The sequence below is a fragment of the Hyphomonas oceanitis genome (assembly GCF_036964545.1).
Lineage (GTDB): Bacteria > Pseudomonadota > Alphaproteobacteria > Caulobacterales > Hyphomonadaceae > Hyphomonas > Hyphomonas oceanitis.
The window spans coordinates 364,231-381,815 of sequence record NZ_JBALTL010000002.1; the positions used below are offsets into that span (position 1 = coordinate 364,231).

Genomic DNA, 17,585 nt, shown 5'->3' on the forward strand with positions numbered 1-17,585 from the left:
GCTACTCCGCCGCGATCAGCGTCGTTTTTGCTTTCGGCATGTCGCCTGTCGGCCAGCCTTTCCAGAGGGCGGCTTCGGTCTCGCTGGCGACGGCCACGGCGGCTTCCTTCACATGGCCATAGCCGCGGATTTCGTCCGGCACTTCGGCGATGGCGACCGCGACGGCGTGGTTCTTGGCCGTGAGGCCTGAGGCGAGCGTTTCCAGCGTTTCGAGATAAGTGTCGCGCAGGGCGCGTTCCATCTTGCGTTCCTCGGTGCGTCCGAACAGGTCGAACGGCGTTTCGCGCAGGCCTTTGAACTTCGTCAGCAGTTTGAAGCCGAGCATCATCCAGCCGCCGAAATGTTTTTTCTTCAGGTGGCCGTGGCTGTCCTTTTTGGACATGATCGGCGGGGCGAGCCAGAAGCGCAGCTTGCCGCCCTTGAACTGGCTGGCGAGCTGGGCCGCGAATGAGCCATCCGTATAGAGGCGGGCAACTTCGTACTCGTCCTTGTAGGCCATCAGCTTGTAGGCATAGGTTGCTGCGGCGCGGGTGAGCTTGTCACCGAGGCCTGCGGCCTCTTCAGCACTGCGCACGCGCGTGACGGCATCGCGATAGGCCTGCGCATAGGCGGCATTCTGATAGGCCGTCAGACGCGTGGCGCGGTCGTCGATCAGCTCGTCCAGCGTCTTCGGCTCAAGGTGGCCACGCGGGTCGTGTTGCTGGGCGAGGCGCTCAGGCGCGGCAGCGGCGATGCGGCCGATATTGAACGCGGCCATATTGTCGTCGACCTTGGTGCCGTTGAGGCGGATCGCGCGATAAAGCCCGCGCAGCGAGACGGGCACGGCGCCTTTCTGCCAGCTGTAACCGACCATTATCATATTCGTGTAGATTGCGTCGTGGAGGTAGCCGACGGCGAGCGCTTCGGCATCAAAGGCGCCGAAGTCACGCGCCTGCCGCTTCACGCGGCCTGCCAGCAGGTCGCTTTCGAAACGCTTCGAGCGGTTACGGATGAACTCGCTGGTCGGCGTGACATCAGAGTTGGCATAGGCCGCCGTGCGGGTCGGATCCATCAGCAGGAGGGCGTCGCCGCCCGCCGCCACGACAAGGTCGCAGGCGATGATGAGATCGGCGCTGGCAGGCGGTACGCGGCCTGTGGAGATGTCTTCCGGCTCACGCGCAAAACGGATGTGCGAGAGGACCGGGCCGCCTTTCTGGGCAAGGCCCGTCATGTCGAGCGAGGAGGCGGCATTGCCGTCAACATGCGCGGCCATGGCGAGCACGGCAGCCACCGTGGTGACGCCCGTGCCGCCGACGCCGGTGAACAGCACGTTCCAGGGCGCAGCGAGGCTCGGCGTCTCGGGGAGGGGAAGGTTCGAGGCATCGAACTCACGGCGCACTTCGCCGGTCCATGCCGGTTCGCCATCCTTGACGGTGACGAAGCTCGGGCAGAAGCCGGTGAGGCAGGAGAGGTCTGTATTGCAGGAGGACTGGTTGATGCGGCGCTTGCGGCCAAGCTCGGTCTCGACAGGCTCCACGGAGAGACAGTTGGACTTGATCGAGCAGTCGCCGCAGCCTTCGCAGACTTCGGTATTGATGATCACGCGCACGCGGTCGGGCGCGATGATGCCGCGCTTGGAGCGGCGGCGTTTCTCGGTGGCGCACATCTGGTCATAGATCATGACCGAGACGCCGGGCGTGGCGCGCAGCATGACCTGCACGTCTTCAAGGTCTTCGCGGTCGAAGATCTTCACGCTGCGGGGCAGGTTTTTGACGCCTGCATAGCGGGTCGGGTCTTCGGTGACGATGACGATGGTTTTCACGCCTTCGGCTTCGACCTGCTGGGCGATCTGGGCGGGTGTCTGGCCGGACTCGACATGCTGGCCGCCGGTCATGGCAACCGCGTCATTGTAGAGGATCTTGTAGGTCATCTTGGCGCCGGAGGTGACGGCGGCGCGGATGGCGAGGCTGCCGGAATGCGAATAGGTGCCGTCGCCCAGATTGACGAAGACATGATCTTCATCAGTCGCCCAATGCTGGCCGACCCAGGCGATGCCTTCGCCGCCCATCTGGCTTGTCATGTCCGTCTTCCGGTCAGGCATGAAGTTCGCCATGTAATGGCAGCCGATACCGGCAAGGGCGCGTGAGCCTTCGGGCACGGTTGTGGATGTGTTGTGGGGGCAGCCGGAGCAGAAGTGCGGACTGCGGACGGTTTCCGAGGCATTGCCGCGTGCGGCTTCGCCAGCGCGGCCCACGCGGTCGAAATAGGCATCGGCGCGGGCCGTGTCCCAGCCTGTGGGAATGATCTTCATCAGGGCGTGCGCCATTTCCGGGATGGAGATGGAGGCGACGTCCGAGAGGAGCGGCTCGCCATTCGCTGCGCGCTTGCCTTCGATCCGGGGGCGTTGGGAATCCGGGAGGTCGTAAAGCGCAGCCTTCAGCTGTTCTTCGATCAGGGGGCGCTTGTGTTCGATGACGACGACACGCTCGAGGCCCGCGCAGAACTCGCGCACGCCTTCCGGCTCAAGCGGCCAGGGCATGGCGACCTTGTAGACCGTGAGGCCGAGACGGCCAGCTTCTTCGGGCGAAAGGCCGATGGCGGCGAGCGCCTCGAACACGTCGCGGGCGGCCTGTCCTGTGACGATGACGCCGATGCGCGGCTTGGGGGAGGGGATGACAACATGGTCAAGCCGGTTGGCGCGCACATAGGCCTGCGCGGCGGGCAGCTTGAAGTGGCGCAGGCGCGCTTCCTTGTCGAGCGGCGTGTCGCCGCGCCGCATGTGGACGCCCGCCTCGGGCATGTGGAAGCCGGGCTCTGCAAAGGCAAAGCGGTCGAGGCTGACATTGACGACAGAGCCTGAATCCATCGTGTCGGCGAGGGCGACGAGGCCAGTCCAGGCGCCGCTATAGCGGCTCATGTTCCAGCCATGGATGCCATAGTCGAGCACGTCCTGGATCGAGGCGGGATTGAGCACCGGAATCTCGGCATCCGCCATGGCGAATTCGGACTGCGAGGGCAGGGTCGAGGATTTGCAATTATGGTCGTCGCCGATGATGGCGAGCACGCCGCCAAGGGCCGAAGTGCCGGCGGCATTGGCGTGCTTGAACACGTCGCCCGTGCGGTCGACGCCGGGGGCCTTGCCGTACCAGATGCCGAAGAGGCCGTCATAGCGCGCGCCGGGGAAGAGGCCGAGCTGCTGGCTGCCCCAGACAGCCGTGGCACCGAGATCCTCGTTGAGGCCTTCCCAGAACTGGATGTTGTGGCTGTCGAGCAAGGGCTGGACCGCCCGCAATTGCTGGTCATAGCCGCCGAGCGGCGAACCGCGATAACCCGAGATGAAGCCGGCCGTATTGTGGCCACTGCCAATATCGAGGCGTTTGCGGTCAAGCGGCAGGCGCACGAGCGCCTGAATGCCCGTCATGAAAGCGTTGCCCTCGACAAGCTCGTATTTGTCGTCCAGCGTGACTTCACGGTGTTTCATGGATTTCATCCCTGAATATCTATTGGGTATATTATTGGGCAATTTTAGTGAAATTGCTTGCCTATCTTGCGCCGTTCCTGTTAGTTAGGGGCATATTATGCCTCAAACTCTGGAGTACGCAGCAAATTGGCCCAAGACCTAGACACGATCGACGCACGCATCCTTGATATCATCCAACGCGACGCGAGCCTGTCAGTTGCAGAGATAGCGGATCGCGTGGGACTTTCGTCTTCGCCCTGCTGGCGCCGTATCAAGCGCATGGAAGAAGCGGGTTTCATTACGGGGCGCGTCACGCTGCTGGATAATTTCGCGCTTGGCCTCAATTTCGAAGTGATGGCCAGCGTCAAACTCGCGCTGCCGAGCCGGGCAAATCTCGAGGCGTTCGAATCCATCGTGCAGGATTGGTCCGAAGTGATCGAGTGCATGACGGTGACAGGCGCGGTCGATTACATGATCCATGTCGTGACGACGGACATGCACGCCTATGATAATTTCCTCCGTGACAAATTGCTCGGCTCAGCGCTCGTTTCGGATGTGCAATCGCGCATTGTTGTCCGCGTGTCGAAGCGCACAACCGCGCTGCCGCTGGGCCTTGTGGGCGACAAGCTGAAATCCTCCTGAGACGTCAGGCGTCCAGCACTCTAACAGATGTTACATGTCCGTCGGATTGGTTGAGGAAGCGCGCCGCGCCGCCGGGCCATGTCTGCAACCGTGTGCGCATCATGCCGGAGGCGGGTTCGCCGCCGAATAGGGGTTCGGGTTCGAAGCAGAGCCAGGCGAGGGGCGCTTCGGGCGTGGCGGCGGCGCCGGCGGTTTCGATGAGGGCGCGGATACGCTCGCGGGTTTCCTGCGGCGGATAGATCAGGAAGACCGAGTGATAGATGACCGTCAGCCCGTCCGGGCGGCGTTGGCTGAGCTGTGTTTCCAGCCAGTCGGCGGCGTCGGCCTTGTCGACCCTGAGGCCAGTTTTGCGGGCGAGGGCGATGGCACCATCGAGCCGGGCGAGGCGGGCAGGCTGGTCGGCCCAGACATAGGATTTGAGCTGCAGGGCCTCTGCGTCGTCCGTAATGTCGAGCGGGTTCAGGTCGCAGGCGGCGCGGCTGCGGATGGTGGGAGAGGCGCTGAGGTGCGCGGGCGCCGGGCCGGTCCATTCTGTTGATATGACGACGTCTGACGGGCCGGGGCGCTGCCAGTTGGCTGTCCGATAGGCGTAATGGTCCCAGTTCTGGTTGAGGCCCGCGCTGGCGCCGAGTTCGAGCAGGTCCATCGGCCTATCATGCCGGGCGGCGAGATCAAGGAAACCGGGCAGGAGGGCGATGCAGCGGCGCGTCTCATTGGTCTGCGGCGCGGACTGGAGAAAGGCGAGAACCGTATCGCCCTGCGTCTTCAGATAGGCTTCCACGACGGGCCAGACCGTTGCCATGGTCCAACCGGGGTTTTCCGCAGGATAGATAGCGGAGAGGGAGGGGGCCGAGCCATTGAGCGCGGCATGGTGGAGGGCGCCCACAAGGCGGAGTCCAAGGGCATCCCTGCGGGGGTTCCCGGACCATTCCGAGACCAGTTCATGGGTAATCCCGGTGGCTTTGAAGTCCCTTGCGAGGGCAATCAGGAGCTGGGCCGTGAAGGGCGAGCCGAGATCGCGGCACCATCCGGCCTGTTCGTGAAAATGGGAGACGATCCGGTCCGGCATCATGCGGCGGCCGAGGCGTGAAGGGCGGGGCGGTAGCCATTGGCGAGGGCGGCGCAGGTGGTGGCGGGTGTCAGGCGCTGGGCGCTGGCGGGTAGGGCAGCCGGGGCGCCATAGCCGCTGAAGGACCATGGGCGGGCATGGGTGCCTTGCTTCAGATAGGCTGTGTCTCCGACGGCAAAGAAGGCGCCATCGGGGAGGCTGGCAGGCGAGATGGACTCGCGGGCTGTCTCGCCCTTCAGGACGGACTGGATTTCGCCGGCAATGCGGGCGTCCAGATCACCGACGCGGACGGGGGCGGCGAGGCCGGTGGCATCGCGGAAGGCCTTGGCGGCGTTGCGGCGGCATTCGAAGCACGGGCGATGGCCTGCGGCGAGGGCGGTGGCCTCGTCGAGGAAGAAAAGCTCGGTATAGAGACCGGGCTGCATGAGAGGGCGTTTGCGGCCCTTGAACTCAAGCTGGCAGATGATCCATTGGCGCGTCGCCCAGTGGCGCGGTTTCAGCGTCTGGTCAGGCCGGTGGAAACAGCCGCCGCGATTGCCCATGAAGGCGCCCCTGTCAGGCACGGCGTGGAGCTGGCCGAACGGGTCGACGCGGTTCTGCAGTGGCATGTGTTTCCCCCTGATATGAAAAAGCCCGGGCTGTGCGTTGGCACGGCCCGGGCTTCCAGATGGCCAAGAGGCCGGTGTGGACTAGTAGCGCTCGACAGCCATGGCGATACCTTCGCCGCCGCCAATGCAGAGCGAAGCCATGCCCTTCTTGACGCCGCGATCTTCCATCGCGGCGAGCAGCGTGATGATGACGCGGGCGCCGGAGGCACCGATCGGGTGGCCCATGGCGCAGGCGCCGCCGTTCACGTTCAGCTTGTCATGGCTGATGCCGAGTTCCTTCATGGCGATCATCGGCACGACCGCGAAGGCTTCGTTGACTTCCCAGAGATCGACATCCTCGATGCTCCAGCCAGCTTTTGCGAGGGCCTTCTTCATGGCCGGCACAGGCGCGGTGGTGAAGTATTCAGGCTCGTGGGCGTGGCTGGACGAAGCGACGATCTTGGCGATTGGCGTGAGGCCGCGCTTCTTGGCTTCGGATTCGCGCATCAGCACCATGGCTGCGGCGCCGTCGGAAATGCCCGAAGCGTTGGCCGCCGTGACCGTGCCGTCTTTCGAGAAGGCGGGCTTCAGGGTCGGGATCTTGTCCGGCATGGCGGTGCGGGGCAGCTCGTCGCTATCGACTATCGTGTCGCCCTTGCGGCCCTTCACGGTGACCGGTGCGATCTCGCGCTTGAACTTGCCGTTCTTGGTGGCGTTCTGGGCGCGGTTGAGCGTTTCGAGGGCGTAGGCGTCCTGCTGCTCGCGGGTGAACTGGTATTCGCCAGCGATCTTGTCAGCGAAGAGGCCCATCGGGCCCTGGCTGTAGGCATCGGAGAGGCCGTCGAGGGCCATATGGTCCTCGGAGGTCATCGCGCCATATTTGTGGCCCTTGCGGACGTTCAGCAGGTGGGGCGCATTGGTCATGGATTCCATGCCGCCGACGATGACGATATTGGCGTCGCCTGAGAGGATGGCCTGACGGCCCATGACGGTGGCCTGCATGCCGGAGCCGCACATCTTGTTGATCGTGACGGCTTCGAGGCCCTTGTCTTCACCGGCCTTGAAACCGGCCTGACGGGCAGGGGCCTGGCCCTGGCCGGCGGGAAGGCAGTTGCCCATGATGATTTCGTTTGCTTCGCCCGGCTGGAGCTTGGCTTCGGCAACAGCGGCTTTCACCGCGATGGCGCCGAGCTCGTTTGCGGAGAAGCTGGCGAGGTCGCCCAGCAGGCCGCCCATTGGAGTGCGGGCCATACCAACGATGACGACGGGATCTTGTTCAGACATTCAGGGTTCCTTCCAGTACGCATTTTCTTGCAGTTGCGAACGTATAGGCGCCCTGACGCGGCGGTCGTCAAGACCGGGCGGGGATCACGGTCTCTCGTGGCACGAAAACCGTGTTCTTTTCGATTTGGTCCGGCGCAAGCTCGGCCAGATCGGAAATCCGGCGCGGAATATAGTCCCTGTCCGTCAGGAAAGTGACGAGTTCGGTGCGCGTGGCGCCGAAACGGGCTTCGCGGTCGTCGATCTCGCACAGGATGGACGGGCGATAGGCATCTATCGTGGCCGCCGCGCCACGCAGGACGGCCAGTTCGCCGCCTTCCACGTCGATCTTGATGAAGGAGACAGGCCCTGCGACGATGCGCGCCATCAGGGCATCAAGCGTGGTGAGGCTGACCAGCTCCTTCTTGACGTCGAACCGCCCGGCGAAATCTGCCGCATCGCCGATATGAGCGAGGCCAATGCCGACATTGCCCTTGGCCTTGATCGGCACCGAGAGCACCGCCAGGCCGTGCGTATCGCCGAGGGCGACCGGCACGACGAGGATATTGGACGCTTTCTTGAAAAAGCCCGCCATGGTGAGCACGGAGCGCGGCATGGATTGCGGCTCGACCGCAATGACGAGGCCACCTTTTGAAAGCTGGGACAGGCGACGCGAGAAATCGCCCACATTGGCGCCGATATCGATCGTGGTGCTGCCCGGCGGGATCAGGCATTGCAGCATGCCCAGCTCGCAGGCGCCGTCATTCATTTCAGCGCGCGAGCGCATGAAGGTTGCCTTGAAAAGTTTTTCCAGCGCCGTCTTGCGATAGCCGAGAAGGAGCGCGTTGGACGGAGTGATCATGGGGCGCCTGAAAAGTGATTTGCGCCACCATGTCGCTCAAAGATCACGCTAGCAATCAAAAATTGCATCGGATTTCGTGAAATAATGGTAGGAAGGCTCTGCAATATTTTATGCAGAACACGGGTGTCCGCAGCCTTCGGGGGAAGGCGCGGCGGGGGCGCATAGAATAATGGAAGGGCTCATCCTGAGCGAAGTCGAAGGACGAGCCCGGGGGAGGGCTGGATTCGCCCACGCTCGTCCTTCGACTTCGCTCAGGATGAGCGTTTAGGGAGGTGCGGGGTTTATCTGTTTCGTCCAGCTGGCTGTCGCCATGATACGCGCTAACAGCCCGAGGGTTGAACGAACATATGTGCATGCGGGCGCAGGCGGCGCGAGGGCCAGCCTGTCCAGCGCCGTGACGGCGGGGACGGGGCATTGCCAGCCGGAAGGCTGCTGCGGCGCATCGGCGATGTAGACGATGCGGAGGCGGCCCGTGGCATAGCAGACATGGATCATCAGTTCGCGGCGATGGCGCATCTGGGCGCGCTTGAGGAGCATCAGCTGTACCCACACGAATGGCCGCATCCAGATGGCAAAGCAGGCAAGCAGGGCAGAGATTTCAGCGCGTGTCATGGCGGCGAGTATAGGCGCGTGGGGCCGGGGCGGGGAGAAGATGGGCGGAATGTGGTGTGCGGATTGGGGGAAGGGGGCGGAGAGGGCTTATCCTCCCCCGCCCAGCGGGGGAGGTGGCCCCGAAGGGGTCGGAGGGGGAGGCTTGCGCGGGCTGGCGGTTTCCCCCTCCGTCACGGGCCGGGCGGCCCGCGCCACCTCCCCCGCGTTGCAGGGGAGGATGGGGAAGAAGGCCTATTCGGTGGCTGTCGCGTCTGTCTCGGCGACTTCTGTTTCGTCTGTCGCAACGAAGGCGCATTCCTTTTCGGCGGCGACTTCCTTCACGTCCTTGATGTAGGACCGGGCGAAGGGAATGTTCATCGGGTTCATCATCGAGCGCTGGGCGCCGGCGACTTCCTTTTCCAGTTCTTCACAGGACTGGCGCGAGAAGCGGGCCTTGTTGCCGCCGCTGGCGAGCGCGCCGCTGGCGGCTGATCCGGCGAGCGCGGAGCCGGCCGCGCCGACGGCGGTGGTGCAACCGGAAACAGAGGTGAGCAGGCCGAGTGCGGCGACGGTGGGGACGAGGAATTTGATGTTCATTTTGGAGACCCTTTGGCAGATGAAATGTCTGCTGCTTATCGGGGCTGCCCGGAGGCGTGTCTTACCCCCGAGGGGTGATGCGGGGCATTTTTCTTTGGTGTAGCAAAGTGCGCAATCACGTGGATTCTTTACAGGAGTGCGCCATGCGCAGGATGTTTTTCGCAGGCCTCGTCGGGTTTTGTCTTGCCGGTCTGTCGTCAGCCGAAGTTCCGTCCGAGCCGGACTGCGCGGCCGGCGACCGCAAGGCGTGTTTCGAGACAGGGACGGCCTATGCAGAAGGCACTGGCGTTGAGGCCAGCATGAATGCGGCGATCCCGTTCTTCCTGCGCGCCTGCGACCGGGGCATGCCGCAGGGCTGCACCACGGCCGGTCTGTACATTCTGGACGGCGCTGGCGATCTCGAGCCGAACCTTGAAGCGGGGATGCATATCCTGGAAACCGGTTGCATGCGCGGCGATGACAAGGGGTGTGAATCGACCGTCGGATACCTGACAGCGCAAGACAATCCGATGGCGGACACAGGCAAGGTGGTCGATGTCCTGATTCAGGGGTGCAAGACGGGGTCCATGTGGGCGTGCGGCTGGGGCGCGCGGGCGGCGCAGGACGGCTATGGCGGCAAGTATCCGGAGATGGCCGACATCTCCAAGGCCGCCATCATTGGCGAGATGGGGTGCGAGAAGGGCAACCTGTCGGCGTGCGTTGTGTCGGAGACCCTGTTTGGCGATCCGTCATCGGCGCTGTTCGATGCGGAAAAGTCTCTGGAATATTCCGAAGTCAATTGCGACTCCGACATTGCGGAGAGCTGCAACAACCTCGCGCGCGTCTATTATATGATCAATGAGCTTGAGCTGGGGACAGTGGCCTATGAGAAGGCCTGCCAGCTGGGTATGGAGCAGACCTGCGCCGAAGCCAAGTCGTTCCGCGCGTATCTGACGGCGAAGGCGGACTATGAGGCGGCTGAAGCCGAGCGCGCCGCCACGATCAATGGCCTGATCAATGCCGGGCGCTATGGCGAGGCGGTCAATACCGCGATCTATCAGATGGGCTCTGCCAACCAGGTTGAGGCCGCGGTGCGCGCGGCCAGCAATGCAGGCGCCATGTCGAAGGTGAACACGCAGGACCTTTATGTGGTCGCCTCGTGGTTCTCGTCCGGCGAGGTGCGCCGGATCGCCGATGCGGAAATGGCGGCCCGTGGCACGGGGCTGGAAGGCACGTTCGGCACAGGGACGAACTCGGCCGGTGCCGCCGATGCGCGCTGGAAGGAGCTGTATGGCTCCTCAATGCCCACGACGCGGGCTTCGTCGCCTTCGACACCGTCCACAAGGACGTTCGGCGCAGGGGATGCCGCCGCCCAGGTGCGCGACAAATACCGCACGGCCCATTGCGAGATGGCCGGCAGCAATGCCAGCGCGGCGGTGTGCCGGAATTGATCTGGGGGGGGCACCTGTTGCCATCCCTCGCGAGCGGGTTACCTTTGGCTGCATATCGCAGCAGATAAAAAGGAAACCCGTCATGCGGATTTTGTGCGCGCTTACGCTGATTGCGGCCCTGTTCGGCGTGGGGCAGGCGGGGGCTGAGGACTGGCAGGCGCGGGCGGAGAAGCATTCGGTCGAACTGGCCGATTTCAGCTTCGGCACGGGCGAGATGCTGCCTGCGATCACCATGACTTATTATACGCTCGGCACGCCGCAGCGGGACGCGGATGGGCATATATCCAACGCGGTGATGCTGTTGCATGGGACGGGGGGCAGCGGGCTGTCGCTGCTGCGGCCCTCGTTCGGGGATGAATTGTTCGGGCCGGGCCAGCCGCTGGACCTTGCGCGCTATTACGTGATCTCGCCCGACAATCTGGGCCATGGCGACAGTTCCAAGCCGAGCGACGGGCTGCGCGCGGCGTTCCCGCGCTATGATTATGACGACATGGTTGAAGCCGAGTACCGGATGCTGACCGAGGGCCTGGATGTGCAGGGTCTGGAGATGATTGTCGGCACGTCGATGGGCTGCATGCAGGGCTTTGTATGGGGGGAGGAGCATCCCGGCTTTGCGCGGCGGCTGGTGCCGCTGGCCTGCAACGTGATCGAGATTGCCGGGCGCAACCGCATGTTCCGGCAGATGATCATTGACGGCTTCGAGCAGGACCCGGCCTATGCGGGCGGGGACTATGCCGAGGCGGGCGACCTGAAGCGGGGCGTCACCATCTGGGCCAATGCGCTGATCCTTGCCGGATCGAACCCGTACCGGATGCAGGCCGAGGCGCCGACGCGGGAGGCGGCGGTGGACCAGCTGCACGCCGCGCTGGAGCGGTTTACGGCCCACCCGGCAGACCCGAACGACACGATCTACCAGTTCGACGCGTCGCGGAATTACAATCCGGCGCCGCGCCTTTCCGAGATCACTGTGCCGGTGCTGTGGATCAATTCGGCGGATGATTTCATCAACCCGCCGGGCCTTGGCGACCCGGAAGCGAAGGCGGCCGAGATGCCGAATGCGCGCTTTGTGCTGGTGCCGGCCAGCGAAGAGACACGCGGCCACGGCACGCATACCTGGCCGGTGTTCTGGAAGGATGAGTTGGAGACATTCCTGGCCGATAATCCGTAAGGGTGATCAGGCGGGGCGTCCGGGGGGCTATCGCTGCGCAGGGAGTGGCCGCATAAAGGACGGGAGCTACCGGAATAGGGGGAGGCGAAGCGAAATGGCAGGCGTGTTCGACTCTTTCCTTACGCTCAATGATTTCCAGTTGCATGACGCGAAGGTCGAGCCGCGCGCGTTGCGGCTGACGTCCCCGCGCGGGCAAACGGTGCTTGAGCCCAAGGTGATGGCCGTGCTGTTGGCGCTGGCCGAGCGGCCGGGCGGGCTGTGGCGGCGCGATGAACTGTTCGAGCGTGTCTGGCCGGGCAGCCCAAGCGGCGAGGAAGTGCTGACGCGTGCTGTGTCGCTGCTGCGCAAGGCCCTGCTGGCTGTCTGCGAAAAGGACGTCGCTGTGGTGACTGTTCCGACGCTGGGCTACCGCCTTGAAGGGCGTGTCGTGCCCGATGGGCCTGCACCCGGAAAGGATGCGCCAGCGGCGGCGCCGTCGGTTGCGGTCCTGGCCTTTGCCGATCTGAGCGATACGGGCGACCAGGCCTATTTCGCCGACGGGGTCGCCGAGGAAATCATCAATGCGCTGGTGCATGTCGAGGGACTTAAAGTGGCCGGGCGAACGTCCTCGTTCGCTTTCAGGGAACAGACGCGGGACATACGCGCCATCGGGGCGGCGCTGAATGTCGAATTCGTGCTTGAAGGCTCTGTGCGCAAACACGGCACGCGGGTTCGGGTAACGACCCAGCTGATACGTTCAGCAGACGGGTTTCATCAATGGTCGGAAACCTTTGACGCGCAGCTGACGGATATTTTCGATCTTCAGGACCGGATTGCCCAAGTCGTGGCACGCGAGTTCAACATGCTGCTTCATCCGTCTGATCAGGCCCGTCTGGCGCCGCGCCTGACAATCAGTTTCGAGGCTTATGACCTCCTGTTGCGGGCCCGGGCGAGCTATCGCCTCAATCAGGATGAAGCGACATTCGCTCGCGCCGAAGCGATGCTGAGAGAGGCGGTCGAGATTGACCCTGACTTCGTGGCGGCCTGGATCGAGATTGCCACCCTGAACAATTTTGCCTCGGCCTATCACCGGGACCGAACGCTGAAATCCATGTTTGAAGCCTCCAGGGCAGCGGTTGAGCGGGCGATGGACATTGCCCCCTCCGCGCCCGAAACAATCATCTGGTCAGCAAATATCCGCTATTTCGAGGGCGAAGCGCTGACGGCGTTCCGGATGGCCAAGACGGCCCTGCAGCTTGCGCCGCAGAATTCCGGCATCATGTTCAGCGTCGGCCATTATGCCGCCTGCTTCGGCTATCATGAAGAGGCGGCACGGCTGCTCGAGGGCGCGCTTGAGCTTGATCCTCTGGACGCGTTCGCGTGGCATACGCTGGCGCTGGTGCGCCAGAACATGCGGCAATACGAGGTGGCGGAACGCCATGCACGGCACGCCATCAAGCTGGGTGACCGCCTGGCGCGGGAAGTGCTTGCCTGGAACGCCTTTGCGCAAGGTGACCGCGACGAGGCCGAGCGCCAGCACCTGACGCTGTTCGACGAGATCGGCGCGCAAATGGAGGGCGGTACGCAGGGCCGTCCGATCTGGGAAATGTTCGCCCGCGCCGTTTTTCATGACAGCCGGCCTGATGGCGACATGATGCGGCAGGTGCTGTCGATGCAGATGGGCGCAAAGGATTATGAGCCCTCGGCCTCGACTTTCACCGCGGTTGCCAATCTCGGCATGGTGGAGGAACTGATGGCCCAGTGGGGCGATGCCTATGCCATCAAGAGCGTCGCGTCTGTTGCCATGTGGGGCGATTACAGCTGGGCGCGCGCGTTCCGCAGCCATACAGGCTTTCCGGCCTTTGCAGAATCGCGCGGGCTGGCAGCGGTGTGGCGCGAGTTCGGCTGGCCGGCGGGCTGCGCACCATTGCCTGGCACTGACGGAACCGACGGGCGGTTCGCATGCGGTCAGCCGGTCGGCGAGCCGTAGGCCGGCAGCAAAGAGGCAGGACCGATATCGGTTTGCGGCGCACCCATGAGATAAAGATATGAATTGTGTGTGTGCTGATTTTTGGCCTGATCGACAAAGCCGATGGTTGACGGAAGCTGGACTGATCCAAGGCGCACGAGCGTTTCGGCCTGTTGCCACGCGCCGGCGGCCCGGGCCTGGTCAGCCCAGAGCCGTGTCCCATCGCGGATAAGAGCGCCTTCGATCGTGTCGGGCAGCGCCTCGGGGACCTTGTCGGGGATCAGCTGGTCGATCCGGCCATACCAATAGGGAATGGTATCGAGCGGATTGATGATCTGGAATGACGCGCGGGTTGCTGCGATCCAGGCGGCGAAGGCAGGGTCACCCGGCGAGGGCGGCGCTGACGCATAGGCGATTATGCTGGTCCCGCCGGAATTGGACCATGTCGGCGCCTGTTGCAGGGCCCAGGCATAGAGAATCTGAACGAGGGCCGCGCCCTGACTGTGGCCGGTGACGAACAGGTTGAAGCCGTGTGCCGCGCTGGCTGCAGCGCTCAGAAAGGCTGGCAGGGTGAGGCCGGAAATATCGTCGGCAACGCCCAGCATTCCGTTGACCGCTTCGAGGAAGTCGGACGACACGGCCGTCTCGGTCCCTTGCGTGTAGGGACAGGGCGACTGGCTCTTGGGAACATCCTCCCAGAAACTGTCGACCGTATAGATCGTGCCGCGCAGGACGACAGACAGAAAACCGGTAGCCTTTTGGCGCGCCACGTAGAGCATGTTCTGGTCGACGGTGCCGACCACCGGCCCCCAGACAAGCGACCATTCGCCCCGCGTGGCATAGGCTGTCTTGGCAAGCTCGGCTTCGATGGCGGGTTTCACCACGCTCATCTTTTGTCCGACAGCGGCATTCGCAATCGCTGCGAGGGTCAACTGGGTCTGTGCCGTTTCCAGATTATAGACGGCCATGGCCTGCCTCCGCTGCGTTCTGTGACGGGATCATCGGCGTCGCCCGGCCGGGTGGCAAGTCAAACCTGATCAGCGGACGGATACATCCTGCTTGAAACAGGCTTCCTCAGAAATTCCTCAGATCGAAATCGGGCGTCCATCGGGATCACGCGGCCCATGCCGTGATGAATGGTGAGGCAGCCGGAGCGCTGCATCAGAGACATGCAGATCCCGAAGGAGAAACCCAATGTCCACCACGTTCAAAGCAATCCTCGCCGCAGCTGCGCTTGGCTTCGTCACGGCTGGCGCCGCCAGCGCCGACCCAAGCTTCGAAGCCGCATTCACCTACAATCCGGACCTCTCTCCGGAAGCGACCTACACTTCTTTTGAGCGCCAGGCCCGCAAGGCCTGCCGGGTGGGCAAGCGCAGTGTGGTCGACCTGGGTGTAAAGGCGAAATATGAGCGCGCCTGCCAGGCTGAACTCCTGTCCAATGCGGTGGCCGCCACGAAGAATCCGAGCCTGATAAGCCTGCACAGCGTCCGCACCGACCCGCAGGCCGGGAGCGTCATGGCCAGCCTGAAATAGGCATCAGGCCTATATGCTTGCCCTCATATTAGAGGTGGGGCGTCCGCATGGACGCCCTCGTTTCTGCTTGTTCTGTTGTGAAGACACAGGCACGCGCCTAGTTTAAGCTGCCTGTGGCTGCGGCGACGACCGCGCAGGAGATGCTGCATGATCAATTCCGCCATTATCACGTCCACGCTTGAGACGGTTTCGGAGCGGTGCGCGGATCCGAAGGGGCGGATTTTTGCGCGGCTCTATGCGCTGGACGCGAAGTTCGAGCCGCTGTTCGTGATGGATACGGATGGGGGCGTGCGCGGCAGCATGCTGGAGACGAGCCTCAATTGCATGATCGGCGTGGCCGAGGGGCAGAGCGAGACGCCGCGCCTGCTGATCGAGGCGGCGCGGATGATCCATGACGGGTACGGATTGACGCCCGCCGAGGTGGACCTGATGTTCGTGGCCATGCGCGACGTTTTCCGCGAGATCATGGCGGATGACTGGACGGGGCAAGTGGATGCGGAATGGACCGCGCTGCTGGCTGAGCTGGCGGCGATTGGCGCGGAGGCCTGAGGGCTTAGCCGGTGCGCGCGGCGGCGTCGGAATGGAAGCGGGCGACCCATTCGCGGTTGAGCGCATCGGCCTGACGGAGTGTGGGGGACTCGAGGCTCTGGCCGGGCGGCAGGGTTATGCCGAGGGCGGCGAGGAGATCGGCCGCTGTGCCCGCCGGATCTTCGTCGAGCGTTTCGTAGCAGACGCGTAGCGGTGTGATGCCAGCCTTGGCGAACCAGGCGTCCCATGCGGCATTGTGGGCATCAATGGTGTGGACGAAATCCTTCAGCTTGCCGAAATGATAGCGCGGCGTGGCACGCAGCGGCACGGGCTCGCCGCGCCGGTAATGCCAGAGCTGCGTCTGTTCGGCGCGCATCCAGGAGGCGGCCTGTGCCACGACATCCTCGCGCTGGAGATGGATGAAACGGACCGGGCCGAAGCTGCGGGCGAGCAAGGCGGCGGTATCGCCGGCGTATTCGGGATAGACCTCGGCGAGATTGGCCGTGAGTTCGTCCATTGTGCCCCACATGATGCGGGCGGCGAAGACGCGATTGGCGGTGCGCCCTGCACGGTTGGCCGCTTCGAGATAGGCGGCGAAGGGCACTTGCGCGTCAGGAGACGGCGTGACGCCCCATTCATGTGCCATGCGGCCCATGTCTTGCCTGCGGAACCAGGATTGCGGATGGCCGGCGACGCCCGTGGACTCGAGCAGGCTGCACAGGAGCGTGCTGCCTGTACGGGGCGTGGCGCAGAGGATCCAGGAAGGCGGGGATGCGGACGGAGTCGGGGAGGGCGTATCCGTCATACCTCGCTACCCCTTGAGGGCGGCTTCAATGTCGGCGACGAGTTCGGCGTCGGCGGGCTTGGTGGCGGAGGGGTAGGCCTTGATCGGCATGCCGGAGGCATTGGTCAGCACTTTGTGGAAGTTCCATTTGGGCTGGGCCGCGTCACCGAGCGTTTCGACCGCGTGGACATAGAAGGGGTGTTCTTCGGCGCCGGTGACCTTGTATTTCCTGGTCAGCGGGAAGGTGACGCCATAATTGATCTGGCAGAAGGTTTTCACCTCGGCTTCGGTGCCGGGCTCCTGGCCGCCGAAATCGTTCGAGGGCACGCCGACGATGACGAGGCCCTTGTCCTTGTAGGCCTTATAAAGCTCTTCGAGACCGGCATATTGGGGTGTGTAGCCACACTTCGAGGCCGTGTTGACGACGAGGACGGCCTTCGCGCCGAGAGTGGCGAGGTCGAGCGGCTTGCCGTCGATGGAGGTGAATTCTGTGGCGGTCATGGCGGGCTCCATCTGGTGGGCGGAATGGTCTTGTGCGGCCATGGGCTCGGCCGAGACGGCAGAGGCGAGCAGGGCGGCAAGGGCGAGCGGGAGGGCAGGGCGCAGGATGGACATGGGCGGCTCCTTGAATCTGTTCGCATACAAGTAGACGGACTGGGGGCGGCGTCACCCCCGCGAGCGAACATTTTTTCGTGTGAGGGCGGAAATGGCGCCGATCAGGTCAGATCAGTTCGAGGCCGACTTCGGAATTGTGCTGCCAGATGACGCGGGCCGGGCCGGACACACCGACGGCGGCAGCGTTGACGATGAGGCGCGGGGGCAGGACTTCGTTCGTGGGGAAGCGCAGGCGCACGCCGGTCTTGCTGTAGTCCAGCACGATGCAGCGGAGCGAATAGCCCGATTCGAAGACGACTGAGGCTTCCCGGTAGGCGGTGCCGCGCACGGGGCGCGGCGTTGCATGATTGGTGGACACGGCCTGCGCAATCCGGCTGGCAGGGGCAGCGGCTGCGGATTTCTTCTGACCGAACTTTCGGGTCATCAGGGCCATGGCGTTAACTCACTCTTCTATTTCTGGGTCACATGGACCCATAGGCCCCGTTCTGAGCAAGTATCACGCCAAGGCCTTAACAGAGCGAAAAAAAACGGC

The 17,585-nt window shown here is 63.8% G+C and carries 17 protein-coding genes; 6 read left to right on the forward strand and 11 right to left on the reverse strand.

Translation table 11 applies throughout. The features are described 5' to 3' along the window. Window position 1 precedes the first annotated feature (1 nt). Window positions 2-3,460 carry an indolepyruvate ferredoxin oxidoreductase family protein gene (locus V7651_RS06715; protein WP_335612674.1) on the reverse strand — a complete coding sequence of 1,153 codons (3,459 nt, stop codon included), beginning with the start codon at window positions 3,458-3,460 and terminating at the stop codon, window positions 2-4. A gap of 126 nt (window positions 3,461-3,586) precedes the next feature. Here V7651_RS06715 and V7651_RS06720 point away from each other — a divergent pair, with 126 nt between their 5' ends. After that, a complete protein-coding gene (locus tag V7651_RS06720) occupies window positions 3,587-4,081 on the forward strand; it encodes an Lrp/AsnC family transcriptional regulator (RefSeq protein WP_335590907.1) in 495 nt (164 codons plus the stop codon). A gap of 4 nt (window positions 4,082-4,085) precedes the next feature. On the opposite strand, the gene V7651_RS06725 is transcribed toward V7651_RS06720, so the two are convergent. From V7651_RS06725 to V7651_RS06750, 6 genes are all read right to left on the reverse strand, one after another. Then, a complete protein-coding gene (locus V7651_RS06725; protein ID WP_335612675.1) occupies window positions 4,086-5,153 on the reverse strand; it encodes a DUF2332 domain-containing protein in 1,068 nt (355 codons plus the stop codon). Next, window positions 5,150-5,758: a hypothetical protein gene (locus V7651_RS06730; RefSeq protein WP_335612676.1), complete on the reverse strand. Its 609-nt coding sequence runs from the start codon at window positions 5,756-5,758 to the stop codon at window positions 5,150-5,152. Before V7651_RS06730 ends, V7651_RS06725 begins: the two co-directional genes overlap by 4 nt. An 81-nt stretch (window positions 5,759-5,839) precedes the next feature. Beyond that, the gene (locus tag V7651_RS06735) at window positions 5,840-7,021 is read right to left on the reverse strand and encodes a thiolase family protein (protein ID WP_335612677.1); all 1,182 of its coding nucleotides are present in this window, start codon (window positions 7,019-7,021) and stop codon (window positions 5,840-5,842) included. A 67-nt stretch (window positions 7,022-7,088) separates the two neighbouring features. After that, window positions 7,089-7,859 carry an FkbM family methyltransferase gene (locus tag V7651_RS06740; RefSeq protein ID WP_035537986.1) on the reverse strand — a complete coding sequence of 257 codons (771 nt, stop codon included), beginning with the start codon at window positions 7,857-7,859 and terminating at the stop codon, window positions 7,089-7,091. A 264-nt stretch (window positions 7,860-8,123) separates the two neighbouring features. Continuing rightward, window positions 8,124-8,471, reverse strand: a complete 348-nt coding sequence (locus V7651_RS06745) for a hypothetical protein (RefSeq protein WP_335612678.1) — start codon at window positions 8,469-8,471, stop codon at window positions 8,124-8,126. Window positions 8,472-8,702: 231 nt separating this feature from the next. Beyond that, window positions 8,703-9,047, reverse strand: a complete 345-nt coding sequence (locus V7651_RS06750; protein WP_035542356.1) for a hypothetical protein — start codon at window positions 9,045-9,047, stop codon at window positions 8,703-8,705. Between the two features lie 143 nt (window positions 9,048-9,190). Between V7651_RS06750 and V7651_RS06755 the strand changes: the two genes are divergently transcribed. The 3 genes from V7651_RS06755 (at window position 9,191) to V7651_RS06765 (ending at window position 13,614) form a co-directional block, all read left to right on the forward strand. Next, window positions 9,191-10,477, forward strand: coding sequence for an SEL1-like repeat protein (locus V7651_RS06755; RefSeq protein ID WP_335612679.1), 1,287 nt, complete (start codon window positions 9,191-9,193; stop codon window positions 10,475-10,477). A gap of 82 nt (window positions 10,478-10,559) precedes the next feature. Next, a complete protein-coding gene (locus V7651_RS06760) occupies window positions 10,560-11,645 on the forward strand; it encodes an alpha/beta fold hydrolase (protein WP_335612680.1) in 1,086 nt (361 codons plus the stop codon). Between the two features lie 94 nt (window positions 11,646-11,739). After that, entirely contained in the window at window positions 11,740-13,614 is a 1,875-nt protein-coding gene (locus V7651_RS06765) for a winged helix-turn-helix domain-containing tetratricopeptide repeat protein (RefSeq protein WP_335612681.1), read from the forward strand. Here the strand turns inward: V7651_RS06765 and V7651_RS06770 are convergent. Then, window positions 13,593-14,561: a lipase family protein gene (locus tag V7651_RS06770; protein ID WP_335612682.1), complete on the reverse strand. Its 969-nt coding sequence runs from the start codon at window positions 14,559-14,561 to the stop codon at window positions 13,593-13,595. The genes V7651_RS06765 and V7651_RS06770 overlap by 22 nt on opposite strands. Window positions 14,562-14,787: 226 nt before the next feature. Here V7651_RS06770 and V7651_RS06775 point away from each other — a divergent pair, with 226 nt between their 5' ends. Further along, window positions 14,788-15,126 (forward strand): hypothetical protein, encoded by a 339-nt coding sequence (locus tag V7651_RS06775; RefSeq protein WP_335612683.1) that lies wholly within the window; start codon window positions 14,788-14,790, stop codon window positions 15,124-15,126. Window positions 15,127-15,273: 147 nt separating this feature from the next. Continuing rightward, window positions 15,274-15,675: a globin gene (locus V7651_RS06780; protein ID WP_335612684.1), complete on the forward strand. Its 402-nt coding sequence runs from the start codon at window positions 15,274-15,276 to the stop codon at window positions 15,673-15,675. Between the two features lie 4 nt (window positions 15,676-15,679). On the opposite strand, the gene V7651_RS06785 is transcribed toward V7651_RS06780, so the two are convergent. From V7651_RS06785 to V7651_RS06795, 3 genes are all read right to left on the reverse strand, one after another. Then, complete coding sequence (locus tag V7651_RS06785; protein WP_335612685.1) at window positions 15,680-16,459, reverse strand: Stf0 family sulfotransferase; 780 nt, start codon at window positions 16,457-16,459, stop codon at window positions 15,680-15,682. A gap of 6 nt (window positions 16,460-16,465) precedes the next feature. Next, a complete protein-coding gene (locus V7651_RS06790) occupies window positions 16,466-17,053 on the reverse strand; it encodes a glutathione peroxidase (RefSeq protein WP_335612686.1) in 588 nt (195 codons plus the stop codon). A gap of 106 nt (window positions 17,054-17,159) precedes the next feature. Beyond that, window positions 17,160-17,486 carry a hypothetical protein gene (locus tag V7651_RS06795; RefSeq protein ID WP_335590891.1) on the reverse strand — a complete coding sequence of 109 codons (327 nt, stop codon included), beginning with the start codon at window positions 17,484-17,486 and terminating at the stop codon, window positions 17,160-17,162. Between the last annotated feature and the right edge of the window lie 99 nt (window positions 17,487-17,585).